Annotated in this window: 22 protein-coding genes, 3 tRNA genes and 1 pseudogene; all 26 read right to left on the bottom strand. The window is 61.2% G+C overall.

Features of this window, described 5'->3' with window-relative positions; genetic code table 11:
• Window positions 1-96: 96 nt before the first annotated feature.
• Window positions 97-260, bottom strand: a pseudogene (locus ACMDB8_RS09260) (LysR family transcriptional regulator); the annotation flags it as partial.
• Window positions 257-1,039, bottom strand: coding sequence for an IucA/IucC family C-terminal-domain containing protein (locus ACMDB8_RS09255; protein WP_409079140.1), 783 nt, complete (start codon window positions 1,037-1,039; stop codon window positions 257-259). The pseudogene ACMDB8_RS09260 and the gene ACMDB8_RS09255, both read right to left, overlap by 4 nt.
• Complete coding sequence (locus tag ACMDB8_RS09250; protein ID WP_223540989.1) at window positions 1,036-1,827, bottom strand: ABC transporter ATP-binding protein; 792 nt, start codon at window positions 1,825-1,827, stop codon at window positions 1,036-1,038. The genes ACMDB8_RS09255 and ACMDB8_RS09250 overlap by 4 nt, the downstream gene beginning before the upstream one ends.
• 12 nt (window positions 1,828-1,839) lie before the next feature.
• Window positions 1,840-2,871 (bottom strand): FecCD family ABC transporter permease, encoded by a 1,032-nt coding sequence (locus ACMDB8_RS09245; RefSeq protein ID WP_056722206.1) that lies wholly within the window; start codon window positions 2,869-2,871, stop codon window positions 1,840-1,842.
• Window positions 2,864-3,853 (bottom strand): FecCD family ABC transporter permease, encoded by a 990-nt coding sequence (locus ACMDB8_RS09240; protein WP_056722204.1) that lies wholly within the window; start codon window positions 3,851-3,853, stop codon window positions 2,864-2,866. Before ACMDB8_RS09240 ends, ACMDB8_RS09245 begins: the two co-directional genes overlap by 8 nt.
• On the bottom strand, window positions 3,853-4,794 hold the full coding sequence (locus tag ACMDB8_RS09235; RefSeq protein WP_223540988.1) for an ABC transporter substrate-binding protein: 942 nt from the start codon (window positions 4,792-4,794) through the stop codon (window positions 3,853-3,855). Before ACMDB8_RS09235 ends, ACMDB8_RS09240 begins: the two co-directional genes overlap by 1 nt.
• A 78-nt stretch (window positions 4,795-4,872) precedes the next feature.
• Window positions 4,873-7,296, bottom strand: coding sequence for a TonB-dependent receptor (locus tag ACMDB8_RS09230; protein ID WP_409079141.1), 2,424 nt, complete (start codon window positions 7,294-7,296; stop codon window positions 4,873-4,875).
• A 67-nt stretch (window positions 7,297-7,363) separates the two neighbouring features.
• On the bottom strand, window positions 7,364-8,314 hold the full coding sequence (locus ACMDB8_RS09225) for a FecR domain-containing protein (protein WP_223540986.1): 951 nt from the start codon (window positions 8,312-8,314) through the stop codon (window positions 7,364-7,366).
• Complete coding sequence (locus ACMDB8_RS09220; protein WP_056722197.1) at window positions 8,311-8,820, bottom strand: sigma-70 family RNA polymerase sigma factor; 510 nt, start codon at window positions 8,818-8,820, stop codon at window positions 8,311-8,313. Before ACMDB8_RS09220 ends, ACMDB8_RS09225 begins: the two co-directional genes overlap by 4 nt.
• 378 nt (window positions 8,821-9,198) lie before the next feature.
• Window positions 9,199-9,275 (bottom strand) — tRNA-Asp (locus ACMDB8_RS09215).
• Between the two features lie 94 nt (window positions 9,276-9,369).
• Window positions 9,370-9,446 (bottom strand) — tRNA-Asp (locus tag ACMDB8_RS09210).
• A 53-nt stretch (window positions 9,447-9,499) separates the two neighbouring features.
• A tRNA-Val gene (locus ACMDB8_RS09205) sits at window positions 9,500-9,575 on the bottom strand.
• A gap of 171 nt (window positions 9,576-9,746) precedes the next feature.
• Complete coding sequence (locus tag ACMDB8_RS09200; RefSeq protein WP_409079142.1) at window positions 9,747-10,523, bottom strand: SDR family oxidoreductase; 777 nt, start codon at window positions 10,521-10,523, stop codon at window positions 9,747-9,749.
• Window positions 10,520-11,731 carry an O-succinylhomoserine sulfhydrylase gene (locus ACMDB8_RS09195; RefSeq protein ID WP_056722193.1) on the bottom strand — a complete coding sequence of 404 codons (1,212 nt, stop codon included), beginning with the start codon at window positions 11,729-11,731 and terminating at the stop codon, window positions 10,520-10,522. The genes ACMDB8_RS09200 and ACMDB8_RS09195 overlap by 4 nt, the downstream gene beginning before the upstream one ends.
• 82 nt (window positions 11,732-11,813) lie before the next feature.
• Complete coding sequence (gene purF, locus ACMDB8_RS09190; RefSeq protein ID WP_056722191.1) at window positions 11,814-13,319, bottom strand: amidophosphoribosyltransferase; 1,506 nt, start codon at window positions 13,317-13,319, stop codon at window positions 11,814-11,816.
• A 41-nt stretch (window positions 13,320-13,360) separates the two neighbouring features.
• Window positions 13,361-13,921, bottom strand: coding sequence for a CvpA family protein (locus tag ACMDB8_RS09185; RefSeq protein ID WP_056722189.1), 561 nt, complete (start codon window positions 13,919-13,921; stop codon window positions 13,361-13,363).
• A gap of 98 nt (window positions 13,922-14,019) precedes the next feature.
• Window positions 14,020-14,682, bottom strand: a complete 663-nt coding sequence (locus ACMDB8_RS09180) for an SPOR domain-containing protein (RefSeq protein ID WP_409079143.1) — start codon at window positions 14,680-14,682, stop codon at window positions 14,020-14,022.
• Entirely contained in the window at window positions 14,666-15,973 is a 1,308-nt protein-coding gene (folC, locus tag ACMDB8_RS09175) for a bifunctional tetrahydrofolate synthase/dihydrofolate synthase (protein ID WP_409079144.1), read from the bottom strand. Before folC ends, ACMDB8_RS09180 begins: the two co-directional genes overlap by 17 nt.
• Window positions 15,970-16,890: an acetyl-CoA carboxylase, carboxyltransferase subunit beta gene (accD, locus tag ACMDB8_RS09170; protein ID WP_056722184.1), complete on the bottom strand. Its 921-nt coding sequence runs from the start codon at window positions 16,888-16,890 to the stop codon at window positions 15,970-15,972. Before accD ends, folC begins: the two co-directional genes overlap by 4 nt.
• A 217-nt stretch (window positions 16,891-17,107) precedes the next feature.
• On the bottom strand, window positions 17,108-17,734 hold the full coding sequence (locus tag ACMDB8_RS09165; RefSeq protein WP_056722182.1) for a phosphoribosylanthranilate isomerase: 627 nt from the start codon (window positions 17,732-17,734) through the stop codon (window positions 17,108-17,110).
• Between the two features lie 63 nt (window positions 17,735-17,797).
• A complete protein-coding gene (truA, locus tag ACMDB8_RS09160) occupies window positions 17,798-18,622 on the bottom strand; it encodes a tRNA pseudouridine(38-40) synthase TruA (RefSeq protein ID WP_056722181.1) in 825 nt (274 codons plus the stop codon).
• Window positions 18,623-18,898: 276 nt separating this feature from the next.
• Complete coding sequence (locus ACMDB8_RS09155) at window positions 18,899-21,520, bottom strand: FimV/HubP family polar landmark protein (protein WP_409079145.1); 2,622 nt, start codon at window positions 21,518-21,520, stop codon at window positions 18,899-18,901.
• A 206-nt stretch (window positions 21,521-21,726) separates the two neighbouring features.
• A complete protein-coding gene (locus tag ACMDB8_RS09150; protein WP_056722177.1) occupies window positions 21,727-22,737 on the bottom strand; it encodes an aspartate-semialdehyde dehydrogenase in 1,011 nt (336 codons plus the stop codon).
• 208 nt (window positions 22,738-22,945) lie between these two features.
• A complete protein-coding gene (gene asd / locus ACMDB8_RS09145; RefSeq protein WP_007975660.1) occupies window positions 22,946-24,058 on the bottom strand; it encodes an aspartate-semialdehyde dehydrogenase in 1,113 nt (370 codons plus the stop codon).
• 66 nt (window positions 24,059-24,124) lie between these two features.
• A complete protein-coding gene (leuB, locus tag ACMDB8_RS09140) occupies window positions 24,125-25,207 on the bottom strand; it encodes a 3-isopropylmalate dehydrogenase (protein ID WP_056722174.1) in 1,083 nt (360 codons plus the stop codon).
• 51 nt (window positions 25,208-25,258) lie between these two features.
• Complete coding sequence (locus tag ACMDB8_RS09135) at window positions 25,259-26,026, bottom strand: class I SAM-dependent methyltransferase (RefSeq protein WP_409079146.1); 768 nt, start codon at window positions 26,024-26,026, stop codon at window positions 25,259-25,261.
• Window positions 26,027-26,115: the final 89 nt, after the last annotated feature.

Genomic DNA, 26,115 nt, shown 5'->3' with positions numbered 1-26,115 from the left:
ACGATGCAAAGGGCTGTTGTTGACAGTGCAAAGCTGACCGAAAGGTTAAGTTTATAGGCTTATGCCTTTGCGGAAAACTAAAAACTGACCAAGGAATCAAAAAACCGCGACTTTTCGACGCAGCAGTTCGATGAACAACCCCAACCCTTGCGCAATAGCAACCCGGAGGGTGCCAGCTGCACCAGCAGCGCCACCACCAGGCCCATTTCAAGATAGTCGCGCAATGCGGTTTCCGACAGGACCATGATCGCGTCGGTCAGCGGCATTTCCCCGGGCGTAGCAACGGGCAGGTCGAACAGTATTCGGCAGGCTCGGTGGCCAGGTAATAGAAGCAACAGGTGCGGCGAAAGCGAATGCTGTGTTGTCCGTCGTCCACCGGCGTCGGCGGCCGGCGGAAATGGCTCAGCGGGTTGTAGTCGAGGCCGAACAGCGCGGGTTCGGCCTGGGTCATCAGCCACTGGAAGTCCGCTTCGCAACGCTCGCGTATCGATGGGTCGTCGATTTTCGCCATGCGTTTTTCATACAGCGAATAAACGCGCACGGCGGTGTTTTCCCAGAGGATGCGCCGGGAAACTCCGGTGACACGATTGAAGGTTTGCCACAGCGGTTTCAGCAGTCCGGCGAACAGTCCCTGCACCAAGGCTTCCCGCCAGGCCTCGCGTTCATTGATCCCATACGTCAGCGGCTCACCGAGATGCAGCGGCATCGAAGAAGTCCACAGTCCCTCATCGTGGCCGTATTCGATCACCGTGTTGTCGAGTGTCAGCAACAGCCCTTTGTCATACACCGACATCGCATACAAACAGGCACCGGTCGCCAGAAACGACAAGCGCTTGCCCAGCAGCGAGGCGGTGATCGCCCGGGTTGGTGAGCCGATCACCGGGCCCAGGGTGTCCAGTAATTGCTCGCACACGTGCTCCTGCAACATGTCCCGGGCCATCAGCGAACGCAACGGGTCGCGCTCGTCACCGTCCTTGAGGCGCAAGCCGCCGGACAACGCGGCCCACTCGGTCAATGTGAAATGACGCGCCAGACTCATCGCGGCAATTCCCGGCCGAACGGAATGCACAGCGGCGTGCCGAAGAACGGATCGGCAATGATCCGGCAATTGAGGTCGAACACAGTCTTGACCAGGGCCTCGGTCAACACCTCGTCGGGCCGTCCCTGGGCAAAGGCCGTACGGTTATGCACCGCAACCATGTGATCGGCATATCGACAGGCCAGGTTGAGGTCGTGCAGCACCATGATGATGGTCTTGTTTTCCAGCCGGTTGAGGTCGCGCAGCAGGTCCAGCACTTCGATCTGGTGCGCCAGGTCGAGAAAGGTGGTGGGTTCGTCGAGCAGCACGATGCCGGTGTCCTGGGCCAGGGTCATGGCGATCCACGCGCGCTGGCGCTGGCCGCCGGACAATGCATCCACCGGTCGATCCGCCAGGGCTTGCAGACTGGTTTGCGCCAGCGCGCGGTTGACCATGGCTTCGTCTTGCGCCGACCACTGTTGCATCCAGCTCTGATATGGATAACGTCCCAGCGCCACCAACTGCCGAACGGTGATGCCCTCCGGCGCGCTGGGGGTCTGGGGCAAAATGGCCAGCTCCCGGGCCACGGCGGCCGTGGACTTTTGCTGGATATCCACACCGTTGAGAATCACCGAGCCCTGCTGCGGCTTGAGCAGTCGGGCGAAGGATTTGAGCAAGGTGCTTTTGCCGCAGCCGTTGCTGCCAATCAGTACCGAAATCCTGCCCTGGGGCAGTTGCATGTCCAGCGCGTCAATAATCACCTGGCGCTGATAACTCAGGGTCAGGCCGCGACTTGCAATCGACGTCATACGTTGAATTCCTCAATGACGCTGTTTGATCAACAAATAGAGAAAAAAGGGTGTACCCAGCACGGCGACAAAAATCCCGGCCGGCAGATCCAGCGGCAAAAACAGCACACGCCCGGCGAGGTCGGCCAGCACCACGAGGTTCGCCCCGACCAGCGCAGCCATCACCGCCTGACCGCCGAACCCCGGGGCCACCAGACGCTTGGCAATGTGCGGTGCAATCAGCCCGACAAAGGCTATTGCCCCGCCCCAGGCAATCGCCGCACCGGCCAATGCCACGCTCACCAGCAACAAACCGGCGCGCAACCACTGCACGCGAACGCCAATGCCTTGGGCCAGTTGGTCATCCAGTTGTTGCACCATCACCTGCCGGGCCAGCAGCACCAGCAGCGGGCAAATACCCAACAACCAGCGACCCAGCGCCAGCGGTTCCGGCCAACTGGCGCCGTACACGCTGCCGGTCAGCCAGACATAAGCCGACAGGGTCGTAGTCAGCGGACTGAAGACCAGAATGAAGGTGGTCGCGGCGGTCAACATCGCGCTGATACCGACCCCGATCAACACCAGGCGCAGCGGTGAAGCCCCCTGTTTCCAGGCCAGCAGATAGATCGCCAATGCCGCCAGCCCCGCGCCGGACATCGCCGCCAGCGGCAGATACTGTTGGCCCAGTGCGACGGAGAAAAACGACAGATACAACACCGCCGCCGCACTGGCACCACTGGTGATACCCAGCAGGTCGGGCGACGCCAGCGGGTTGCGGATGATGCTTTGCAGAATCAGCCCCGACACCGACAACGCCGCCCCTACCAACGCCGCCAGCAGCACGCGCGGAAAGCGCAGTTGCTCGACGATGAACGTCAGGCTGGGGTCCTGGCTCGACAGCAGAATCCGCAGAACCTCCAACGGCGACAGCATGACTTTGCCCAATGACAGTGAGCCGAGCATGATCAGCGCCGTGACCATCAACGCCGCCAGCAACCGCCACAACGTGGCGACATTGATCCGCCGGGAAAACCCGCTACGGCGCCAGGTCAGGACCTTATCCATAACGGCCTCCACGCCGGGCCAGCAGAATGAAAAACGGTGCGCCGAACAACGCCGTCATCACGCCCACCGGCACCTCCTGCGGCAGGATCAACACCCGCGACAAGGTATCCGCCAGTAGCAGGACTATCGCCCCAAGCAGCGCGCACCCCGGCAGCGACCAGCGATGATCGATGGACAAGCCCTTGCGCACCATGTGCGGCACCAGCAAGCCGATAAACCCGATGCTGCCGGCCAATGCCACGGCACTGCCCGCCAGACAGATCACCAGCACGCTCATCAGCAGCCGGATCAATCCGGTTCGCTGACCCAGGCCGGTGGCGATCTCCTCGCCTGCGTTAAGTACGTTAACCTGCCCCGCCAACAACATCGCGCCGAACAGCCCGAGTACGCCACAGATCAGCATTGGCGCGGCGACCGACAGGCTACGCTCGGTCAACGAGCCCGCCAGCCAGAACAGCACCGTGTCCAGGCCATCCTGATTGGCCACCAGCAACGCCTGGCTGAATGCGGAGAACAACGCGGCCATCGCCGCCCCCGCCAGCACGATGCGCAACGGACTGAGACTGCCCTGCCCCATGTTGCCGATCAGCCACACCAGGCTGCCGGCCACGGCCGCGCCGATGAACGCGCACCACAGCCAGGCATCCGGGGATGACAGGGAAAACAGCGAGGAACACAGGATGATAAAAAAAGTCGCGCCGGCATTGATCCCGAACAAGCCGGGGGACGCCAGCGGATTGCGCGTCAGCGCCTGCATCAAGGCCCCCGCCACTGCCAGGCTCGCGCCCACGGCCATCGCCATCAAGGTGCGCGACAGGCGTGTGGTGGTCACCAGTACATGGCTGACGCTGAGCGGGTCGGGATGCACGAAGGCAGCGGCAATTTGCGAAAGCGGAATCCAGGTCGCTCCGACTGCCAGGCTCAGCACACTGCTGAGGAGCAACACGACCCCGGCACAGCACAGTTTCAAACCATTGCTCATCAGGCCGCATCCGCCGTGACCAGCCGCGCCACATCATCGAGCATCAGGTTCGCCCCGAGCATCCCGCCCGACAGGCTCCAGGCCACCCCGTCGACGCGCCATACCTGCCCCTGTTGCGGTGCACGCATTTGCTGCCACAGCGGATGCTGCACCAGGCTTTCATAGTTTCGCTGCACTGCCGGTTTCTCCGCGCGCAAGAAGACAAAGAAGATGTCGGCATTGACCACCGCCAGACTCTCCTTGCTGGTGAGCTTGATCGATACTCCGCTCGCCGCCTGACTGGCCTCACTCCAGCCAAACCCCAGCTCGGTGATCACCGAACCGGGAAAACTGGCCGGCAAATAACTGCGGATATGGTCTTCACGGACATCCAGAATCGACACCGTGGGTGGCCAGCGCCCGGCGAATGTGTGCTGCAGTTGCTGGCGCAGTTGTGCCGTGCGCAACTGCCAGCGGGCCAACACCTCGTCGGCCCGCTGCTGGCGGTGCAAGGCCAGGCCCATCAGTGCCAGGGTCTTCTTGAATTCGAACACCTCCTCCAGCATCACCACCGGGGCGATCTGCTTGAGCAAGGGTGCGATGCGCTCATGGCGAAAGCGCGAGGCGATGATCACGTCCGGCTTGAGCAGCGCGATGTCCTCAAGGCTCGGCTGGGTTTCCAGGCCGACATGGGGCACCGGCTCCAGCGCCGAGCGCAGATAGCGATAGGTGGGCTTTTCACTCCAGGAATCGACGATGCCGCAGGGTGTGATGCCCAACGCCACGGCGCTGTCGGTGGCGCCCTGAAACAGGGTGATCACCCGCAGCGGCGCGGCGTCGGCCAGAGCCCACGCCGATGGGGTAAACCTCAGTGCAAGCACGCCCAGGGACAGGCGCAGCAGCGTGCGCCTGGAGGGCGTTTTGACCTGTTCGTTCTTGAGTGGGTTAGTGAGACTGGGCATGCTCTGGTCCTCTGCAATCGATGCATGACACAACTCGGCGGCGCCCTTCCCTGTGGCGCAACGCACGGTTGAATCGATTCAGAAGTCGACGGTTGCCGAAAGGAGGTAGGTTCGTGGCGTCGCGAGCGTCAATCCTGGCTCGCTGTCATCCGAGGCCCCGGCGGAACTCCAGTAGCGCTTGTCAGCCACGTTCTCGACATTGGCCCGCAGGGTGATGTTCTTTTCCTCGACCTTGAAGGCGTAGCGAGCGCCCACGTCGAAACGCGTCCAGGCGTCGATTTCCTTGTTATTGGACTGGTCCAGATACTGAGAGCTGGAATACATGCCGCGGCTGATCAGGGTCAGGCCTTGTACACTTGGCACGTCCCACTCGGCCCCCAGGTTGACGTTGTACTCCGGCGTGGCAGGAGCGCGGTTGCCGTCAAAGGTACCATTGGTGGTGTTGGTCAACTCGCTGTCGATGTACATCACGCCGCCGAGCAGGCGGAAACCGTTGAGCGGCTCACCGAACACACTGACTTCCACACCGGTGTTTTCGCGTTTGCCGTTCGGGCCGAAAACCCGCGTCGTGGCGTTGGTTTCATAAGCTGGCTGCTTGATCCGGAATACCGCAGTGGTAATGGCGAACGCACCCGCATCATATTTGGCACCGACCTCGACCTGCCGACTGATGAACGGCGGGAAGATTTCGTCCTCGTTCACCGAGGTCGACGGCGCGATCTTGCCCTGGCTGAGGCCTTCCATGTAGTTGGCATACAACGAGAGCTTGTCGGTGGCCTTGAACAGGATGCCGCCCGAGGGCGAAACCTTTTCTTCATCGTAGCCCGTATCGCCTTTGACATTATCCGCCCAGTCGTCAACCTGCACTCGCTGCCAGCGGGCGCCGATGGTCAGCAGCACTCGGTCATCGAAGAAACCCAATGTGTCGGACAACGCCACGCTGCTGGAACGGTTCTCGGTATACACCTCGGAATCAAGGCGCGTGGGAGTGACAGGCGTCGGTGTTTGCACCGGGTTGTAGATGTTGCTCGGGGCAGCGGCATAACGGGCGCCGCCGTTTTCGAAGTCCATGTAGAAATAGCTGGCAGCCAGGTTGATTTCATGGCTCACCGGACCGGTATGGAACCAGTTGCGCACCCCGGCGTTGGCCGTCCGGACATTTTCGTCACGGGTGAAGTCACGTGGCAGAACGCTGAAATTACCCGCGTCGTTGGTGACCGCTACGGCGTGCCGGAGGAAGTCATGATTACTTTTACGCGCGCCCGCGCCGGCGTACACCATGACAGAATCGCTGACATCGTACTCGCCGGTCACCGTACCGAAGGTGTCCTTGGTCCGCGCCTTGCTCCACGGCTGCGCATAGTTGTGGCGAACATCGCTGGCGTGCGGAACCTGTGCGTTGGCACCCACCTGCACGCGTTCCTGCGGGGCATCGGTGTCCCGCTCGTTATGTCCGATGTCCGTCGAGAGCCGCAGGCGTTCACCGCGAAAATCCAGGCCCAGCACAGCCATCTCGCGGTCAACGCTCTGGTGATCCCATTCGGTGTCGCCGGACTGCTTCACGCCGTTGAAACGAACACCGAACATGTCTCCCTCACCAAAGCGCCGACCGATGTCCACGGCCCCGCCGACCTGGCTGTCGGAAGCATAGTTGCCGGTAAACGACGTAATGGGCACGTCGGTTGCGCGCTTGGGCACCACGTTGATCCCGCCACCCACGCTGCCCCGCGGCGAGATGCCATTGATCAGCTGGCTCGGGCCTTTGAGGATGTCGACGCGGTCAGCCATCTCCATGTCAATGGTGTAAGTCGGCAGGATGCCGTAGAGACCGTTGTAGGAGACATCACTGTTGAACAGGCTCATTCCACGAATGGTGAACTGCTCATACCGCCCACCCGCCGGGTTGGTGGCGCGAACCGAGGGATCGCTGGCCACGAGGTCGCCCAAGGTACGCGCCTGAAGGTTTTTCACCAACTCACTGGTGTAGGTGGTCTCGCTGAACGGCGTCTCCATGAAATCTTTCGAGCCCAGCAAGCCTTGCGACCCACGGCGTGCGACCTGCCCGCCGGCATATGGATCACCGTGCGCCGTGTCTGCCGTCGCGTAAATAGAAGTAGCGCCCAATTGCAGGCTGCTTCCTGTTGGCACCGGGGTCAGCATGTACGCCTGTTCGCCCACTGGAAGCAGTTGCAGACCGGAACCCTGCAGCAGTTGGGCGAAGCCCTCCTCCACCGCGAAGTCACCGGAAAGACCGGGGCTGGTTCGCCCGCTCACCAGTGCCGGGTCCACTGACAGATTGACCCCGGCCAGCCCGGCGAAACGGGTCAGCGCAGCGTCGAGACCTCCGGCTGGCACCTGATAGCTGCGGCGCGGCGCGTCTTCGGCCCAACCGGCAGAGATGAACAACGGACAGGCACTCAGGCTCAACAACAGACTCAAGTGCAACAACGGGCGCAACCTGGATGGAGCCGGACGCATACTGCAAGACATCACTGCGGGCATTGTGAATCTCTCTGATTTCGTTTCGCTTACCTTGAATGACAAGCGAGGCGAAAAAAGGGGACACGCTTTAAACACTATTTTTGCGCTGCACCAGCGTTACCCAGTAACGCGTACGCGAATGCACTTCCAGCGGCAGGCTGGCCGCGAGCAGAGCCAGAATGCGATCGGTGTCTTCAAGGCGAAAACTGCCGGTGATGCGCAGCGATTCCAGCTCGGGCTCCCAACGCAACACGCCCAGACGATAGGTGCCGAGTTCGCGCAGAAAATCCCCCAAGGGCTGGTTCTGCGCCATCAGCACACCCTCACGCCAGCCCGGGGCCAGCACGTCAAATGGCTCCACGGCACCGACACCCGCCGCTTGAAGGCTGACTTGCTGGCCACCGCGCAACGAAAAGACCGGTCCGTGCAGAGGCTGCAACTGCACCGTGCCTTTGAGCGCTTGCACCTTGCAGCCCGTCTGCCCCTGACGAACACACACCTCGCCCTGACTGACGACCACTTGCCCGAAGTGCGTGAGAATCGTCAGCGGCGAGATCCCGGGCACATTCAGTGCCATTTCACCTTCCACGAGGGTCAGGCGCCTGTGCTTGAGGTCGATATCGACGGCACTGGCAGTGTTCAGTTGCACAGAGCTGCCGTCGGCCAACCGGACCTTTTTGCTTTCCCCGGTGGCGGTCCGCAGGTCGGCACTCCAGGCATCCAGAGGCAACTGTCGACTGATCAGCCAGGCAGTCGGCAGCAAAGCCACCGCCCCGACAGCGCGCTTGAGCACCGTACGTCGACTGGCTTGTGGCCGGCCCAGACTGGCCATGGCAAGGGCCGGTGGCAGGTCGGCAAAGCGTTGGCGCAAGAGTTGCGCTTTCTGCCAGGCCTGCTCGTGACTGGAATGGCTATCGCGCCAGCTCTGCAACTGCGCCCGATCCTGCTCATTGGCGCAGCCGGATTCCATGAGGGCCAGCCACTGCGCGGCGGCCCGCACGACTTGCCGGGCCTGGGCCGAAGGTGCCGAACCGTTCACATGTCCACCAGCAGGCAATGTTCGTAGGCTTGAGCCATGTAGCGCTTGATCGTGCGTTCCGATACTTGCAGGCGCTCGGCAATCTCTTGATAGCCCAGGCCTTCCAGCTGACTCAAGAGAAACGCTCGGCGTACCGGGCCCGGCAATCCATCGAGCAATTCGTCCAGGGCCTGCAGGGTTTCCAGCAGGATCCAGCGTTGCTCGGGGGACGGCACGCAGTCCTCGGGCAGCAACGCCAATGCATCGAGATAGGCTTGCTCCAGGCTGCGGCGCTTGTAGAAGTTGGCCAGCAGCCGCTTGCCGACTGTCGCCAGGTAGGCGCGAGGCTCTTGCAGGTCGGCGATGCGCTGAGAGCTGGCGAGCAAACGAACGAAGGTGTCCTGGCTCAGATCCGCAGCGTCGCTGCCGTTGCCCATGCGTCGTCTCAACCATCCTTCGAGCCAGCTCCGGTGATCGCGGTACAGGTCGTGGAAGGTTTGCTCCGGCGGCAACGCTGCATCACTCATCTAAAGGAACCCTGCGCGAAGAAATATTATAAATGCGACTCATTCTAATTAGTGTTGATAACTCAAACCAAGTCCTTTGTGCAAATCGCACCCGGTAAATGCTTGAATAATTTGATGACAGGCCGAGATATCGGCCGCGCGGCGCCGGTTTATCGAGGCTGTGGATTATTGAGGGGAGTTTTCAAGAGACAACGGAATTCACTGGCCATCCGCGCGTGGTCGGCGGATGCGAAACCGTGAGGGTCGTGAGGAAGGAGAAAAAGCCAAATCGCAGAAACAAAAAACCCCGGTCTTTCGACCAGGGTCTTTGCTATCGACTCGAAGTAACCAATGGTTTCTTCGTAGCTCCAAGGCGTTCAGTGGGCCTCGGGGCAGATATGGCGCAGCGGACGGGACTCGAACCCGCGACCCCCGGCGTGACAGGCCGGTATTCTAACCGACTGAACTACCGCTGCGTATCGCTTTGGACTTGCGCCCAAGTAACTCGGTCTGATTGAAAACTCAGTAGCTTTTCAATCTCGAATCAGAACATGCCTGACTCGGAAAATATGGCGCAGCGGACGGGACTCGAACCCGCGACCCCCGGCGTGACAGGCCGGTATTCTAACCGACTGAACTACCGCTGCGCGTCGGTGGAGGCATTTCAGCCTACCTCTTGCTTTCGCAAGTATCTCGGAAGTGGTGGGTGATGACGGGATCGAACCGCCGACATTCTGCTTGTAAGGCAGACGCTCTCCCAGCTGAGCTAATCACCCGTTTGCATCTCCGAGGCCGCGAAATTTACGCAGGTAGCGAACCTAAGTCAATAGCAGGATTGAAGTTTTTCTGAAAAAGACAAAATCATTTCATTCCGGCCAGTGTCGGCAACCATCAGTCCACGCCGCCCGGAGCCTGCTCGCGATGAGGGCGATACATCAACGCCAGTATCACTCGCTGTAAATCATCTTCTTGGTCATGCCGCCATCGACCACGAATTCCTGGCCGGTGACAAACCCGGCGTTTCTCGACAACAACCAGGCCACCATCGCCGCCACATCCTCAACCGTGCCCACCCTGCCCGCCGGATGCTGGGCATGATCGGCTTCGCTCAACGGTTCGGCACGCCGTACCGAAGGATCGCGCGCGTCGATCCAGCCAGGGCTGACCGCATTGACCCGGATCTCCGGACCAAGGCTGATGGCCAACGCATGCGTCAGGGCCAACAGACCGCCCTTGCTCGCCGCATAGGCCTCTGTGTCGGGTTCCGACTGCCCGGCGCGGGTCGAAGCCAGATTGACGATGGCGCCGCTGTGAGCGCGCAGGTACGGCGCACAGTGCTTGGCCAGCAACATCGGCCCACTGAGGTTCACCGCCAACACCCGATTCCAGTGAGACAGATCGAGGCTTTCCAGGGTGATGTTGTGCGGATCGGCAACCGCCGCGTTGCATACCAGCGCATCCAGTCGCCCGAACTGGCCGAGCACCTCGGCCACGCCCAGCGCGACCTGCCCTTCATTCGAGACATCCATGACAATGAACCAGGCGTTGTCGCCCAGCACTTTCGCCACTTTCGAACCGCGCTCCCGGTCCAGATCGGTCAGCACGACTTGCCAGCCTTCGCTGATCAGCCAGGCCGAGATCCCCAGGCCAATGCCCCGCGCAGCACCGGTCACCAGCGCTACGCGGCCATTCGAGCCAGTGGTCGGCGTAGACAACTGGATCACAACGCAGCCAGGCCGCGCGCCAGATCGGCTTGCAGGTCCGCCACGTCTTCCAGACCGACCGCAACGCGGATCAGGCTGTCACGAATGCCCGCCGCTTCACGCTCCTGAGGCGCCAGGCGACCATGGGAAGTGGTGCTCGGATGGGTGATGGTGGTTTTGCTGTCACCCAGGTTGGCGGTGATCGAAATCAGGCGCGTGGCATCGATAAAGCGCCAGGCGCCCTCTTTGCCGCCCTTCACTTCAAAACTGACGACCGCACCGAAACCCTTCTGCTGGCGCAGCGCCAGTTCGTGCTGCGGATGGCTTTTGAGGCCGGCGTAATGGACTTTCTCGATGCCGTCCTGCTGCTCCAGCCACTCGGCCAGTTGCTGGGCGTTGGCGCAATGCGCCTTCATCCGCAGGTTCAGGGTTTCCAGGCCCTTGAGGAAGATCCAGGCGTTGAACGGGCTCAGGGTCGGCCCGGCGGTACGCAGGAAGCCCACCACTTCTTTCATCTGATCGCTGCGACCGGCAACCACGCCCCCCATGCAACGGCCTTGGCCATCGATGAACTTGGTGGCCGAGTGCACGACGATGTCCGCGCCCATTTTCAGCGGCTGCTGCAACGCCGGAGTGCAGAAGCAATTGTCGACTACCAGCATCGCGCCTTTGGCGTGGGCGATTTTCGACAGCTCGGCGATGTCGACCAATTCGGCCAGCGGATTGGACGGCGACTCGACGAACAGCAATTTGGTATTGGCCTTGATCGCCGCATCCCAACCGGACAAGTCCGCCAGGGCCACGTAATCGACTTCGATACCGAAACGCTTGAAGTACTTCTCGAACAGGCTGATGGTCGAGCCGAATACGCTGCGCGACACCAGTACATGATCACCAGCGCTGCACAGGCTCATCACCACGGCCATGATCGCGGCCATACCGGTGGCGGTGGCCACGGCCTGCTCGGCGCTTTCCAGCGCGGCAATGCGCTCTTCGAAGGCGCGTACGGTCGGGTTGGTATAACGCGAATAAACGTTGCCCGGCACTTCGCCAGCGAAACGCGCAGCGGCGTCGGCAGCGGTACGGAACACGTAGCTGGAAGTGAAGAACATCGGATCACCGTGTTCGCCTTCCGGCGTGCGGTGCTGACCGGCGCGTACGGCCAGGGTATCGAACGCTACACCTTCGAGGTCGCTGTCCAGCCGACCGGCATCCCATTCCTGACTCATGCTGTCACTCCTTGCCCTGCTCTTGATAGATGAAAGTATTTTTTGCCAGATACAAAACCGGCCCCTCAGGGCCGGTAGAAACTCAGTTGTTGTACAGATCGATGATCGCACTGACTGCCTGCGTCTTGACCTTGGAGGCATCGTTGCGTGCCTGCTCGATCTTGTTCAGGTAAGCCTCGTCGACGTCGCCGGTGACGTACTGGCCGTCGAACACCGCGCAATCGAACTTGTCGATCTTGATCTTGCCGCCACCGACCGCTTCGATCAAGTCAGGCAGGTCCTGATAGATCAGCCAATCAGCGCCAATCAGGTCAGCCACGTCCTGGGTCGTACGGTTGTGGGCGATCAGCTCGTGAGCGCTCGGCATGTCGATGCCGTAGACGTTCGGGTAGCGAACCGCTGGTGCCGCGGAGCAGAAGTAGACGTTCTTGGCGCCAGCTTCGCGGGCCATCTGGATGATCTGCTTGCACGTGGTGCCGCGAACGATGGAGTCATCCACCAGCATCACGTTCTTGCCGCGGAATTCCAGCTCGATGGCGTTGAGCTTCTGGCGTACGGATTTTTTCCGTGCGGCCTGGCCCGGCATGATGAAGGTCCGGCCGATGTAGCGGTTCTTCACAAAGCCTTCGCGGAACTTCACGCCCAGGTGGTTCGCCAGCTCCAGCGCGGCGGTGCGGCTGGTGTCCGGAATCGGGATGACCACGTCGATGTCGTGATCCGGACGCTCGCGCTGGATCTTCTCGGCCAGTTTCTCACCCATGCGCAGGCGGGCCTTGTAGACCGATACGCCGTCGATGATCGAGTCCGGACGTGCCAGGTAGACGTGCTCGAATATGCACGGCGTCAGGGACGGGTTGGTCGCGCACTGACGGGTGTACAGCTTGCCCTCTTCAGTGATGTAGACCGCTTCGCCCGGTGCCAGGTCGCGAATCAGGGTGAAGCCCAGCACGTCCAGGGAAACGCTTTCCGAGGCGATCATGTACTCGACGCCTTCGTCGGTGTGACGCTGGCCGAACACGATCGGGCGGATGCCGTGCGGGTCGCGGAAGCCGACGATGCCGTAGCCGGTGATCATCGCTACAACGGCATAACCACCGACGCAACGGTTGTGCACGTCGGTGACGGCGGCGAATACGTCTTCTTCGGTCGGCTGCAACTTGCCGCGCTGGGCCAGTTCGTGCGCGAACACGTTGAGCAGCACTTCCGAATCGGAACTGGTGTTGACGTGGCGCAGGTCAGATTCGTAAATCTCCTTGGCCAGTTGTTCAACGTTGGTCAGGTTACCGTTGTGCGCCAGGGTGATGCCGTAAGGCGAGTTGACGTAAAACGGTTGAGCTTCAGCCGAAGTCGAGCTGCCCGCGGTTGGATAACGCACATGGCCAATGCCCATGTGACCGACCAGGCGCTGCATGTGACGTTGCTGGAACACGTCACGCACCAGGCCGTTGTCCTTGCGCAGGAATAACCGGCCATCATGGCTGGTCACGATACCGGCAGCGTCCTGGCCGCGGTGCTGGAGGACGGTTAGCGCGTCATACAGCGCCTGATTGACGTTCGACTTACCGACGATACCGACGATGCCACACATGCGACGCAACCCCTACTTAATGGATCTGAACTGAGCACTACTCACTGAGGCGTTTTGGCCGTCGGCAAGAGTTGCTCCTTGAACGGAATATCAGCGGGTACGCTGATTCCGCTGGCAAGCCACTGACTGCTCCACCCGAGGATCAGGTTTTTGGACCAGTCTGCAACCAATAGAAATTTTGGCACGAGTTGTGACTCTTTCCACCACCCGTCCTGCTGTACCGGCCCCAGGCTCAACAGCCCGACGGCGATGACCACCAGCAACCCGCCACGCGCGGCGCCGAAGGCCATGCCGAGGAATCGGTCGGTCCCGGAGAGCCCGGTGACGCGAACCAGTTCGCCGATAAGATAATTGATCATTGCGCCTACGATTAAAGTGGCGACAAACATGATGGCACAGCCCGTGATTATACGTGCCGATGGCGTTTGAATGTACCCGCCGAGGTACTCGGACAGTGAGCCACCGAACATCCAGGCTACGACTCCTGCGATGATCCAGGTCAGCAGCGACAGAGCTTCTTTGACGAAGCCGCGGCTCAGACTGATCAATGCGGAGATGGCGACGATTGCTACGATCGCCCAGTCAACCCAGGTAAATGGCACAGTGCAGCCTACAGACGGATAAGGCGGCGCATTTTAGCAGAGCCCATGCTTATCGGTAAGCTGCGATTGTCAGTGCATTTCATATCGAGGCGATAGTTTTAGCCACGTTCCGGCTGAAAGCGCACCACAAACCCCTTGAGGTTCTGCTGGCGGTTCAGCAAGTCACGCAGCCGATCGGCTTCAGCGCGTTCGATCAACGGCCCGACAAACACCCGGTTTTTGCCGTCGGCGGTACGGATGTAGGCGTTGTAGCCCTGGCTGCGCAGGGTTTTCTGAAGTTTCTCTGCGCTTTCACGGTTCGACAGGCTGGCCAGTTGCACCGACCAACTGACGGACAAGCCATTGGCATCGATACGGCTTTGCGTGGTGTCCGGCTTGCCCGGTGCCGCGGTGATCGGCTGGGCCGGCGCTGTTGCAGGCTTGGCCGCCAATGCCGGGACCGGCGCGGGCACAGCCGGCTTGGCTGCTGGCGCTGCTGGCGCTGGAGCGACCGGAACAGCTGGCACCGCCAATTCCTGCTGGGCGATTTCGTCATCGCTCGGCACGGGCTCCTGAGGTAAAGATTGCGGCTCAGGCACCACCACGGGCTCGACCTGCACCTGGGGCATCGCCGGCGCCTGCGGAGCCGCTGGCGCTTCGACCGTCACCTGGCGTTGTTCGTCCTGGCGGGAAAACAGCATCGGCAGAAAAATCACCGCCAGCGCGACCAACACCAGGGCGCCAACCATGCGCTGTTTGTATGCCTTATCCAGCAATGCCATTTGCCGCTTCCTCCGTGGAGCGCCGGGCCAGCCATTCAAGGGCCTCGGCGACACAATAAAATGATCCGAACAACAGGATTTCGTCGTCGTTCGTGGCCTGCGCGCACTGCCCTTCCAGGGCGGCCGCGACGCTGCCGTATGACGTGACCGACGCACCAAGACCTTGCAGCGCGGCGTGCAGATCCGCAACCGGACGCGCCCGAGGCGAATCCAGCGGTGCAACGGCCCAGTGCTGGACACTAGCACTCAATTCGCCGACAACACCACCCAGGTCTTTGTCCGCCAGCAGCCCGAACACCGCCAGACGCTTGCCGACCGGCGGGCGACTGGCCAGGCGACGAGCCAGATACTCCGCCGCATGGGGGTTATGCCCCACATCCAGCAATAGATTCAAGCGCTTGCCTTGCCACTCGAACTCACGGCGATCCAGACGACCGACCACCTTCGTTGCCCGCAGCGCCTCGATAATCTGCGCATCCACCCAAGGCAAGCCGAGCAGCAGGTACGCCTGCAACGCCAGCGCAGCGTTTTCCATCGGCAGATCGAGCAGTGGCAGGTCGCGCAGTTCAACCGCGCGCCCTTGCCCATCGACACCGAGCCACTGCCAGTTGTGATCGGTCACACCGAGGTCAAAATCGCGCCCCCGCAGGAAAAACGGGCAACTGAGCTCGCGCGCCTTGTCCAGCAGAGGTTGTGGAGGATTCAGATCGCCGCAGAGCGCAGGCGCGCCCTGACGGAAAATACCGGCCTTCTCGAAGGCCACGGACTCCCGGGTATCACCCAGGTAATCCGCATGATCGACGCCGATACTGGTGACCAGCGCCATGTCGGCATCCACCACGTTGACCGTGTCCAGACGACCGCCCAGTCCGACTTCCAGCACCACTGCATCGAGCCCGGAGCGCTGGAATAGCCAGAATGCCGCCAGGGTGCCCATTTCGAAGTAGGTCAGGGAAGTGTCGCCGCGCCCGGCCTCTACCGCGGCAAAGGCTTCGCACAGCTCGGTGTCCGTGGCTTCGATGCTATTGACCGTTACCCGCTCGTTGTACCGCAGCAGGTGCGGGGAGTTGTAGACCCCCACTTTCAAGCCCTGGGCCCGCAGCAAGGACGCCACGAACGCACAGGTGGAACCCTTGCCGTTGGTCCCGGTGACCGTGATCACCCGAGGCGCCGGCTTGCCCAATCCCATGCGGGACGCTACCTGCTGCGACCGCTCCAGGCCCATGTCGATGGCCGAAGGGTGCAACTGTTCAAGGTAGGCGAGCCATTCGCCAAGGGTACGTTGGGTCATAGGTTGGCAGGTACCGGTGGAACCACGATCGGCTCGATGGGTGTAGCCACGAACTTCGGCGTCGGCAGGCCCATCATTTGCGCCAGCAGGTTGCCCAGGCGCGGACGCAGTTCCTGACGGTCGATGATCATGTCGATGGCGCCGTGCTCCAGCAGGAACTCGCTGCGCTGGAAGCCTTCCGGCAGTTTTTCACGCACGGTCTGCTCGATCACGCGCGGACCGGCAAAACCGATCAATGCCTTCGGCTCGCCGACAATCACGTCGCCCAGCATCGCCAGACTGGCGGAAACGCCGCCGTAGACCGGATCGGTCAACACGGAGATGAACGGGATGCCTTCTTCGCGAAGACGAGCCAGCACCGCGGAGGTCTTGGCCATCTGCATCAGGGAAATCAGCGCTTCCTGCATCCGCGCACCGCCGGAAGCGGCGAAGCAGATCATCGGGCAACGTTTTTCCAGGGCGTAGTTGGCGGCGCGCACGAAACGCTCGCCGACGATGGCGCCCATCGAACCGCCCATGAAGGAAAACTCGAACGCCGAAACCACCACCGGCATGCCCAGCAAAGTACCGCTCATGGAAACCAGCGCATCTTTTTCGCCGGTCTGCTTTTGTGCAGCGGTCAGGCGGTCCTTGTATTTCTTGCCGTCGCGGAATTTCAGACGGTCAACCGGCTCAAGGTCCGCACCCAGCTCGGCACGGCCTTCAACATCGAGGAAGATGTCGATACGGGCACGGGCGCCGATACGCATGTGATGGTTGCACTTGGGGCAAACGTCCAGGGTCTTTTCCAGCTCCGGACGATACAGCACAGCCTCGCAAGACGGGCATTTGTGCCAAAGACCTTCAGGCACCGAGCTCTTCTTGACCTCGGAACGCATGATCGAAGGGATCAGTTTGTCTACTAACCAGTTGCTCATGCTTTCTTTCTCCAGTACCGGCGGCCCGAACGCTCTGGTTCGCGGCCCCGTGTATGCCCTAGCGCTAAATTCATGTGTGCGAAGAGGGTCGATGGACTGCCACGGTCAGCGCGAAACATGACCTGCGTGCAACCAAAAACCCTCGGATCTGCCTGCTGTGTGCAGTGCATCCGCTTTGTACAGTGCAGTGGACGGCGGCAGTCTGCCAGCCGTCACATCAACAGGTGCTACCGCGTACCGCTTTGATAAATGCCTGGATCTTTGCGTGATCCTTGATGCCCTTGCTCGCCTCTACCCCGCCGCTGACATCCACGGCATAAGGCCGCACGCGCGCAATCGCTTCGGCGACGTTATCCGGCGTCAGACCACCCGCCAGAATGATCGGCTTGCTCAAGCCTTGCGGTATCAATGACCAGTCAAATGCCTCGCCGGTTCCTCCGGGAACGCCTTCGACATAGGTGTCGAGCAGAATTCCGCTGGCACTGGCATAAGCATCGCAGGCCGCGGCGATGTCATCACCCGCCTTGACCCGCAGCGCCTTGATGTACGGGCGGTGCCAGCCTTCGCACTCGGCCACGCTTTCATCGCCGTGAAATTGCAGCAGGTCCAGGGGCACCGCATCGAGCAGCTCGCCCAATTCGCACCGGCTTGCATTGACGAACAAGCCCACGGTGGTCACGAACGGCGGTAGCGCCTTGATGATCGAGCGCGCCTGCTGGAACGTCACCGCACGGGGGCTTTTGGCGTAGAACACGAATCCGATGGCGTCCGCCCCGGCCTCGACGGCTGCCAGCGCATCCTCTATGCGGGTAATCCCACAGATCTTGCTGCGAACGGCTGACATGTCGACACAACTCCAAGACAAATCCGGGAAAGTCCCGGATGGTAACAAAAGCATTCGAGGGCGTCAGCCGCCAAGTTCCGAGAAGCCGGTCAGAAAGTGTGGACCAATGTAACGCTCGGGCAACTCGAACTCGTCACGGTACTCGACCTGCACCAGATACAAACCGAATGGATGCGCGGTCACGCCACCGGTCCGTCGAATCCGGCTCTCCAGCACCTCTTTCATCCACTCCACGGGGCGTTCTCCAGCGCCAATGGTCATCAGCACGCCGGCAATGTTGCGCACCATGTGATGCAGGAACGCGCTGGCGCGAATATCCAGCACGATCATCTTGCCGTGACGGGTGACGCGCAGGTGATGCAACTCCTTGATCGGCGACTTGGCCTGGCACTGACCGGCGCGAAAAGCACTGAAATCATGGGTGCCGAGCAGGTACTGGGCGGCCTCCGCCATGCGTTCGACGTCCAGCGGACGGTGGTTCCAGGTCACTTCTTCGTTCAGGTGCGCCGGGCGAATCTGATCGTTGTAGATCACGTAGCGATAACGCCGGGCAATGGCCTTGAACCGCGCATGGAAGTGCGCCGGCATGACCTTGGCCCAACTGACACTGACATCGTGGGGCAGGTTGATGTTGGCGCCCATGGTCCAGGCCTTCATCGAACGCTCGACCCGGGTGTCAAAATGCACCACCTGCCCGCAGGCATGCACCCCGGCGTCGGTACGCCCGGCGCACATCAGCGAAACGGGTGAGTCGGCGACTTTGGACAAGGCGTTTTCGAGGGTTTCCTGCACGGTAAGCACCCCGGACGCCTGGCGTTGCCAGCCGCGGTAGCGCGAGCCTTTGTATTCGACGCCCAGCGCGATCCGGAAAAAGCCGTCGGCTGCCATTTCGGCGGCCGGGTTATCTATATTTGCCAAGGAGGGACAGCCTGATGATGTACCAAAGGTGGGCATTATAAGGCCGCCGGGCGGGGATGCCAGAGGGATCTCCATTGACTGTTCCGGCGCCTTCGCGGGCAAGCCCGCTCCCACAGGGTTCTGTGGCGTTCACAAAACCTGTGGGGCTTGCCCGCGAAGGCGCCACAGCAAACGACATCAACTCATCGGTCAAACAAAAACGGCAGCCTCAATGGGCTGCCGCTTTTTTTACAACCTGCCGATCACTCAAGCCAGGCGCGAAAGCATTTCCTCGGCTTCACTCTTCTGCTCGGCACTGCCTTCGCTTACTACCTCATTGAGGATGTCGCGAGCACCGTCACTGTCGCCCATGTCGATATAGGCCTGAGCCAGATCGAGCTTGGTAGCGGCTTCGTCAGTGCCCGAGAGGAAGTCGAAGTCATCATCGCTATCCAGTGCGGCATCCGCTTCGGTAAAGGTCGGCTCGCCGATGCTGCTGGACAGGCTCTCAAGCTCGGCGTTGACAACATCCAGCTCTGCCGCGAACGCATCCGGCGTGCCCAGTTCGTCCAGTTCGTCGGCCAGCGACAGATCGAAATTGGCCGGCAATTCCAGGTCATCCAGCGCGACCTCAGGAACAGCCGGGGTTTCGGCAACCGGAAAATCCTTCACACCCTCATCCAGATCCAGCAGGAAATCGTCTTCTGCCAGCATCGCCGGCGACGGTTGCGCACCGAGATCCAGGTCGAGGTCGAAGTCCGACAGATCGTCGAGGTTTTCCTTGATTTCAGTCTGCTGCTGCAACACCGACTCAAAACTCAGATCGTCGTCCAGCGGGAACTCGTCCAGGTCCGCTGGTGCTGCCACCTCAGGCTCCGGTGCAGGCACAGGCGTCACAGGTGTAATCGCGTCCAGATCATCCAGGCTCAGGTCGAAGGCGCTGTCGAGGTCATCTTCGAACGGTGTTGGCTCTGGCTCTGACGCCGGTGCTTGCGGCTCATCAAGCAACAGGTCCTTGACGTATTGCGCGTCCAGCTCCGCAGCAACGGCGGCTGCAGCGATGCCACCGGCAGCCACCAGCACCATGGCCGGGAAGCGGTTTTTGAGCTTTTCAACCTGGGCGAAGTTGTCGCCATTGGCCACCAACTGACGCTCCTGGCCGACGAACGCATCGCGGTCGCCTTGCTGGCCATAGACTTCCATCAGCTTCAGGCGCAAGTCGCTGCGCTTGGGCTCTTGCTTGACACCGTCCTCCAGCAACGCGGCAGCCTGGTTCAGGCGACCGGCATTGATGTGCGACTGAGCCTGGCCCAGCACGTCGCTGGAACGTTCGGCAGCCGGCGCCACCAGTGGCGCGGCGATCGGCGTGGTCATCACCACCGGTGCAACCACCGGCGCGGGCGTGGGAGCTGGCGTCGGAGCAGTCGCCAGCTTCACGCTCGGCGGTGGAACTTCCAGGCCATCGAAGCTACTTTCCGGCAAGTCGAGATCGGCCGAGAACGGCTGTTCTTCGGCCAGGGCACGGGCCATGCGCAGATGTTTTTCGGCTTCTTGCTGGGCTTTGCGGCGACGCGCCAGCAACAGCAGCAGGAGTAGCAGAATCACCGCACCGCCACCGACCAGGCCCAGCAGCACCGGATTGGTCAGCAATTCATTGAATTTCTGATCGTCGGATGCCGCCGGTGCCGCCTCGACAGGCTTCTCGGTCGGCGCCGGAGTTGCCTCGGGCGCAGGCGCAACCGGTGCAGTTTCAGCCGGAGCAGGTGCCGTGGCCGGGTTGGCAGCCAGCTCGGCCGACATTGCCGGCGCGGTCGCAGCCGCTGGTGCAGTCGCAGCACCCTCGGTTTGCAACTTGGCCAATTGATTGTTCTTCAGCTCGATCAAGCGTTGCAGCTTGTCCACCTGGCTTTGCAGGTCGGCCATGCGGCTTTTCAGTTCGGCGTTATCACGACGACTGGTGTCGAGGCTTTCCTGGGTCACCGCCAGCTTGTTGCTGAGGGCCTTGGCATCTCCCGCCACCCCTTTACCAGGGTTCTTGCCGGATTCTGCAGACACCAGGCTCAGCTTGTCGGTGGCCGACTGCGCCGGAGCACCCTCGGTGCGAGCGCGATTGGTAGCGTCGAGCTGTTGCTGCCCTGCCCCGGGTTTCGCCACATAGCGGCGGCCCTGGCGCCAGGCCTTGTTCTGCGCGGCCACTTCAGCAATGGCCTTGGCTTGCGGCAGGCCCGTGCTCTGCGCCTGGTCCGGCATGCGCAGCACCTGGCCGGTTTTCAGGCGGTTGATGTTGCCGTCGATAAAGGCATCCGGGTTCAACGCCTGGATGGCCAGCATGGTTTGCTGGATCGAACCGCCATTACGCGCCTTCGCGGCGATTTCCCACAGGGTATCGCGCGGCGTGGTGGTGTATTGCGACGGCTTGGTCGCACCGGTGACGGGCGCAGCAACCGTTGACGTCGGCTGCGCAGCCGCTTCAGCGGTTTGCGGCGAGAACTTGGACGGATCGAGCAGCACACTGTAGTCGCGCAGCAAACGGCCGTTCGGCCACATGACCTGAACCAGGAACTTCACCATGGGTTCGGACAGAGGCTTGCTGGAGGTCACGCGCAGGATGCTTTTGCCGCTGGCGTTGAGCACCGGGGTGAAGGTCAAGTCGTTGAGAAATGCCTGGCGGTCGACACCGGCCTTGGCGAAATCCTCTGGTGAAGCCAGGCTCGGCACCACTTCGGCAGCGGTGAGATCCTTGACATCGAGCAGCTCGATTTCTGCCACCAACGGCTGGTTGAGCGTCGATTTCAGGGTCAACTCCCCGAGCCCGAGGGCATGCGCCATACCGGAGGACAGCGCCGAGGCGGCCGCTATTGCTAACACCAGTTTGCGAACTTGAACCATTAGCTCATCCTTAGTTTGAACATTCCTCGGCCAGCGAGAAGGTATTGATAGTCGCTGCCGTAAGGCATTGCGCGCAACGGCGAGGGTCGTCGCGCGCGATCATTTCATTGATGCCCGGCAAAGCCCCGCAGAGTGGCTCTGCCTTCAGTACTCCGGCAAGCATAGGCTCGCGAGGAATCATTCGACAAATTGTTGCAAAGTATCTTTTACAGCAGGTCTTTAATCAACAACTCGGCCAGTTGCACAGCGTTGAGCGCCGCGCCTTTGCGTACGTTATCTGACGTCAGCCACAGATTAAGTTCCGACGTGTCGTCAATACCATGACGAACCCGACCAACGTAGACCACATCCTGCCCTACTGCATCGCCCACCGGGGTCGGGTAATCACCGGCTTCCACCAGCTCGATGCCGGGCGCATCTTCCAGGGCCGCATTGACTTTCCCCAGGTCGATTTCACTCGCGGACTGCAGGGTCACGCTATAGCTATCGCCAAAAAACACCGGGGCTTGAATGCAAGTGACGGAAATCTTCAATGAAGGCCGCGCCATGACCTGACGCAGCTCACGTACCAGGCGTTTTTCCAGCAACGTATGACCTTGCTCATCCGGCTTGCCGACCTGGGCCAACAGGTTGAAGGCCATCTGCCGATCAAAGAATTTCGGCTCCAGCGGCCGCACATTCAGCAGTTCAGCGGTCTGCCGGGCGAGCTCGCTCACGGCTTCACGGCCCTGGGCCGATACCGCAAGGCTCGCGGTCAGGCTGATGCGCTGCAAATCGAGCAAATCCATCAGTGGCGCGAGCACCACTGCCAGCGTGGTGGCCGACGGGCTTGGGCTGCTGACCTGAAAGGGCTTTTTCAAACCGGCCAACACCTGGGCGTTGGCCTCTGGCACGACCTGCGGCGCCTTTTCGGCCGGCAAGGCACCGGAGAGATCGATCACCGAGCAACCGGCATCGCTGGCGCGGGAAGCGAAACTCAACGAAACCGCCGGGCCGGCGGCAAAGAATGCTAATTGCACCTTGCTGAAGTCGAACTCATCGACTTCCCGTACCCGCACGTTCTTGCCGCGAAACGGTACCGAACTGCCGGCCGATTCGCTGCTGGCCAACAGGTGCAGGGTGCCGATCGGGAAATCGCGCTCTTCGAGAATCTGCACGAGTGTTTCGCCGACAGTACCGGTGGCGCCGATCACGGCAATATCAATGGTCTGGCTCATGGGTTTTACCTCTGGCGAAACGGGGGGAGCGGCACTTTACCGGGTGGTTGGCGGTTCGGCAATTTAGAACAAAAGATCGCAGCCTTCGGCAGCTCCTACAAAGGAATGCGAGCACCTGTAGGAGCTGCCGAAGGCTGCGATCTTTTAACGGCCAATAAAAAAACCCGCACCTCTTTCAAGGCGCGGGTTCTTTCATTGCATCAAACGATCAACGCTCGAGCAGGATCCGCAGCATGCGGCGCAGCGGTTCGGCCGCGCCCCACAGCAACTGGTCGCCGACGGTGAACGCGCCGACAAATTGCGAACCCATGTTCAGCTTGCGCAGACGGCCAACCGGGATGTTCAGGGTGCCGGTGACCTTGTTCGGGCTCAGCTCCTGAATGCTGGTTTCGCGGCTGTTCGGCACCAGCTTGACCCAAGGGTTGTGCTGGCTGATCAGTCCTTCGATATCAGCGATCGGTACGTCTTTGTTCAACTTGATGGTCAGCGCCTGGCTGTGGCAGCGCATGGCGCCGATGCGCACGCAGATGCCATCGACCGGGATCGGGCTCTTGAAGCGACCGAGGATCTTGTTGGTCTCGGCCTGGGCCTTCCACTCTTCGCGGCTCTGACCGTTCGGCAGTTCCTTGTCGATCCATGGGATCAGGCTGCCGGCCAGCGGTACACCGAAGTTTTCAGTCGGGTACGCGTCACTGCGCATGGCTTCAGCCACACGACGGTCGATGTCGAGGATCGCGCTGGCCGGATCGGCCAGTTGATCGGCAACAGCGGCGTGGGTCGCGCCCATTTGCTTGATCAGTTCACGCATGTTCTGCGCGCCGGCACCGGATGCCGCCTGATAGGTCATGGCGCTCATCCACTCCACCAGGCCAGCCTCGAACAGGCCACCAAGGCCCATCAGCATCAGGCTGACGGTGCAGTTGCCGCCGATGTAGTTCTTGGTGCCCGCATCCAGCTGCTGGTCGATGACCTTGCGGTTCACCGGATCCAGAACGATCACCGCGTCATCCTGCATGCGCAGGCTGGAAGCGGCATCGATCCAGTAACCCTGCCAGCCGGCTTCACGCAGCTTGGGGAAGACTTCGCTGGTGTAGTCGCCACCCTGGCAGGTCAGAATCACGTCGAGGGTTTTCAGCTCTTCAATGCTGTAAGCGTCCTTGAGCGGAGCAATGTCCTTGCCCACGGACGGGCCTTGGCCACCGACATTGGAAGTGGTGAAAAACACCGGCTCGATAAGATCGAAATCCTGCTCTTCCAGCATCCGCTGCATGAGCACGGAACCGACCATGCCGCGCCAACCGATCAGACCTACACGTTTCATCGCAACTACACCTTCTTGAAATGTGGACCGCTACCTTGTCTTGAATTTGGCAGCGGGCCCGAGAGATTACAGATTCCGCAGCGCGGCGACTACTGCGTCACCCATTTCCTGCGTACCGACTTTAGTGCAACCGGCCGACCAGATGTCACCGGTGCGCAAGCCCTGATCCAGCACCAGGCTGACGGCTTTCTCGATGGCATCGGCCGCGGCCTGCTGGTTGAAGCTGTAACGCAACATCATCGACACCGACAAAATGGTCGCCAACGGGTTGGCAATGCCCTTGCCCGCGATGTCCGGCGCCGAACCGTGGCACGGCTCGTACATGCCCTTGTTGTTGGTGTCCAGGGACGCCGACGGCAGCATGCCGATGGAACCGGTGAGCATCGAGGCCTGGTCGGACAGGATGTCGCCAAACATGTTGTCGGTGACGATCACGTCGAACTGCTTCGGTGCGCGCACCAGCTGCATCGCGGCGTTGTCGACGTACATGTGGCTCAGTTCGACTTCAGGATAATCCTTGGCCACTTGTTCGACCACTTCACGCCACAGTTGGCTGGAGGCCAGTACGTTGGCCTTGTCCACCGAGCACAGCTTCTTGCCACGGACCATGGCCATGTCGAAACCGACACGGGCGATGCGGCGGATTTCGCTTTCGCTGTACGGCAGGGTGTCATAGGACTGACGCTCGCCGTTTTCCAGGGTACGGGTACCGCGTGGCGCACCGAAGTAGATGCCGCCGGTCAATTCGCGAACGATCAGGATGTCCAGCCCGGAAACGATTTCCGGCTTCAGGCTGGAAGCCTCGGCCAGTTGCGGGTACAGGATCGCCGGACGCAGGTTGCCGAACAGGCCCAGTTGCGCACGGATCTTCAGCAGGCCGCGCTCAGGGCGGATGTCACGCTCGATCGCATCCCATTTCGGACCGCCAACGGCGCCCAGCAATACGGCGTCAGCCGCGCGGGCACGTTCCAGGGTTTCGTCGGCCAAGGGCACGCCATGCTTGTCGATGGCTGCGCCGCCGATCACGTCATGACTGAGCTCGAAACCCAGGGCGAACTTGTCGCTGGCCAATTCCAGCACCTTGACCGCTTCGGCCATGATTTCCGGGCCAATACCGTCACCTGGGAGAATCAGAATCTGCTTGCTCATGCTTTCCTCATGTCATCAGTCGGTGCGCCCATGGACGCACCCGGAAAAATTCTATCGTTCAGCCATCAGCACCAGTACATCGGTACTGAACGAACCATCGGCCTCAATCTCGAAATATTCGCGCACTTCATTGCCCATCGACTGCTGCAACTCGCGGATCGCCGCGCGCATCACTTCAGGCGTGCGCATGCGCTCGACCCAGCTGTTGTACTCCAGGCGCAGGCGCTGACGAGTGGTACTGCGGGTGTGCAGCCCCGCCTCGCTGACCTGACGCAACCACTCGCCGGCGGAATAATCGCGCACATGACTGGTGTCGCGCAGCACTTCGACGCTTTGCAGGTAAGTGTCGAACAGTGGGCTACCCGGTGACAACACGTCGACGAACGCCGCCACGCCGCCCGACTTCAGGACTCGACGCACCTCACGCAGGGCCACGCCCAGATCACTCCAATGGTGCGCCGAATAGCGGCTGAAGACGAAATCGAATTCGCCATCGGCAAACGGCAGGCGCTCAGCGGCACCATTGACCGTGGTCACGTTGCTCAAGCCACGGTCGACAGCGGCAGCGGTCACCACATCGAGCATCTGCCGGGACAGGTCGTAGGCCACTACCTCTTTCACCAGCGAAGCCACGTGAAAACTCACATGACCAGCGCCGCAGCCCAGGTCCAGAACCCGCGCCTCGCCCTGCCCGGCCAGTTCGGCCTGTAGCAGCGCGAATTCAGTGCCTTGAGCGTGTACGGCGCTGCTCAGGTAGGCCGAAGCCTGTTCACCGAATTGCTTTTGGACTACCTGGGTGTGCTGGGCGTTGCTGGTCATGGGGACTTCCTTTTGGGGGTGAGTCTTGGGGTGTCTGTTCTGGCCTCATCGCGAGCAAGCTCGCTCCCACAGGTTTTGTGAACGCCGCA

This window comes from Pseudomonas monachiensis, from assembly GCF_047345015.1.
In the GTDB taxonomy this organism is placed as follows: Bacteria; Pseudomonadota; Gammaproteobacteria; order Pseudomonadales; family Pseudomonadaceae; genus Aquipseudomonas; species Aquipseudomonas monachiensis.
This window is presented reverse-complemented; position numbering and strand designations above follow the sequence as displayed.

Excerpts from the sequence above, each read along its gene's own strand:
- truA (WP_056722181.1), bottom strand. The coding sequence starts at position 18,622 with ATGGCAGCCGACGGCTTTTTCCGGATCGCGCTGGGCGTCGAATACAAA.
- purF (WP_056722191.1), bottom strand. The coding sequence starts at position 13,319 with ATGTGTGGCATCGTCGGTATCGTCGGTAAGTCGAACGTCAATCAGGCG.
- ACMDB8_RS09150 (WP_056722177.1), bottom strand. The coding sequence starts at position 22,737 with ATGAGCCAGACCATTGATATTGCCGTGATCGGCGCCACCGGTACTGTC.
- ACMDB8_RS09155 (WP_409079145.1), bottom strand. The coding sequence starts at position 21,520 with ATGGTTCAAGTTCGCAAACTGGTGTTAGCAATAGCGGCCGCCTCGGCG.
- leuB (WP_056722174.1), bottom strand. The coding sequence starts at position 25,207 with ATGAGCAAGCAGATTCTGATTCTCCCAGGTGACGGTATTGGCCCGGAA.
- ACMDB8_RS09255 (WP_409079140.1), bottom strand. The coding sequence starts at position 1,039 with ATGAGTCTGGCGCGTCATTTCACATTGACCGAGTGGGCCGCGTTGTCC.
- ACMDB8_RS09195 (WP_056722193.1), bottom strand. The coding sequence starts at position 11,731 with ATGAGTCAGGAATGGGATGCCGGTCGGCTGGACAGCGACCTCGAAGGT.
- ACMDB8_RS09240 (WP_056722204.1), bottom strand. The coding sequence starts at position 3,853 with ATGAGCAATGGTTTGAAACTGTGCTGTGCCGGGGTCGTGTTGCTCCTC.
- folC (WP_409079144.1), bottom strand. The coding sequence starts at position 15,973 with ATGACCCAACGTACCCTTGGCGAATGGCTCGCCTACCTTGAACAGTTG.
- ACMDB8_RS09220 (WP_056722197.1), bottom strand. The coding sequence starts at position 8,820 with ATGAGTGATGCAGCGTTGCCGCCGGAGCAAACCTTCCACGACCTGTAC.
- ACMDB8_RS09180 (WP_409079143.1), bottom strand. The coding sequence starts at position 14,682 with ATGGCATTGCTGGATAAGGCATACAAACAGCGCATGGTTGGCGCCCTG.
- ACMDB8_RS09245 (WP_056722206.1), bottom strand. The coding sequence starts at position 2,871 with ATGGATAAGGTCCTGACCTGGCGCCGTAGCGGGTTTTCCCGGCGGATC.
- ACMDB8_RS09230 (WP_409079141.1), bottom strand. The coding sequence starts at position 7,296 with ATGCCCGCAGTGATGTCTTGCAGTATGCGTCCGGCTCCATCCAGGTTG.
- ACMDB8_RS09135 (WP_409079146.1), bottom strand. The coding sequence starts at position 26,026 with ATGACCAGCAACGCCCAGCACACCCAGGTAGTCCAAAAGCAATTCGGT.
- ACMDB8_RS09235 (WP_223540988.1), bottom strand. The coding sequence starts at position 4,794 with ATGCCCAGTCTCACTAACCCACTCAAGAACGAACAGGTCAAAACGCCC.
- ACMDB8_RS09250 (WP_223540989.1), bottom strand. The coding sequence starts at position 1,827 with ATGACGTCGATTGCAAGTCGCGGCCTGACCCTGAGTTATCAGCGCCAG.
- ACMDB8_RS09165 (WP_056722182.1), bottom strand. The coding sequence starts at position 17,734 with ATGTCAGCCGTTCGCAGCAAGATCTGTGGGATTACCCGCATAGAGGAT.
- accD (WP_056722184.1), bottom strand. The coding sequence starts at position 16,890 with ATGAGCAACTGGTTAGTAGACAAACTGATCCCTTCGATCATGCGTTCC.
- asd (WP_007975660.1), bottom strand. The coding sequence starts at position 24,058 with ATGAAACGTGTAGGTCTGATCGGTTGGCGCGGCATGGTCGGTTCCGTG.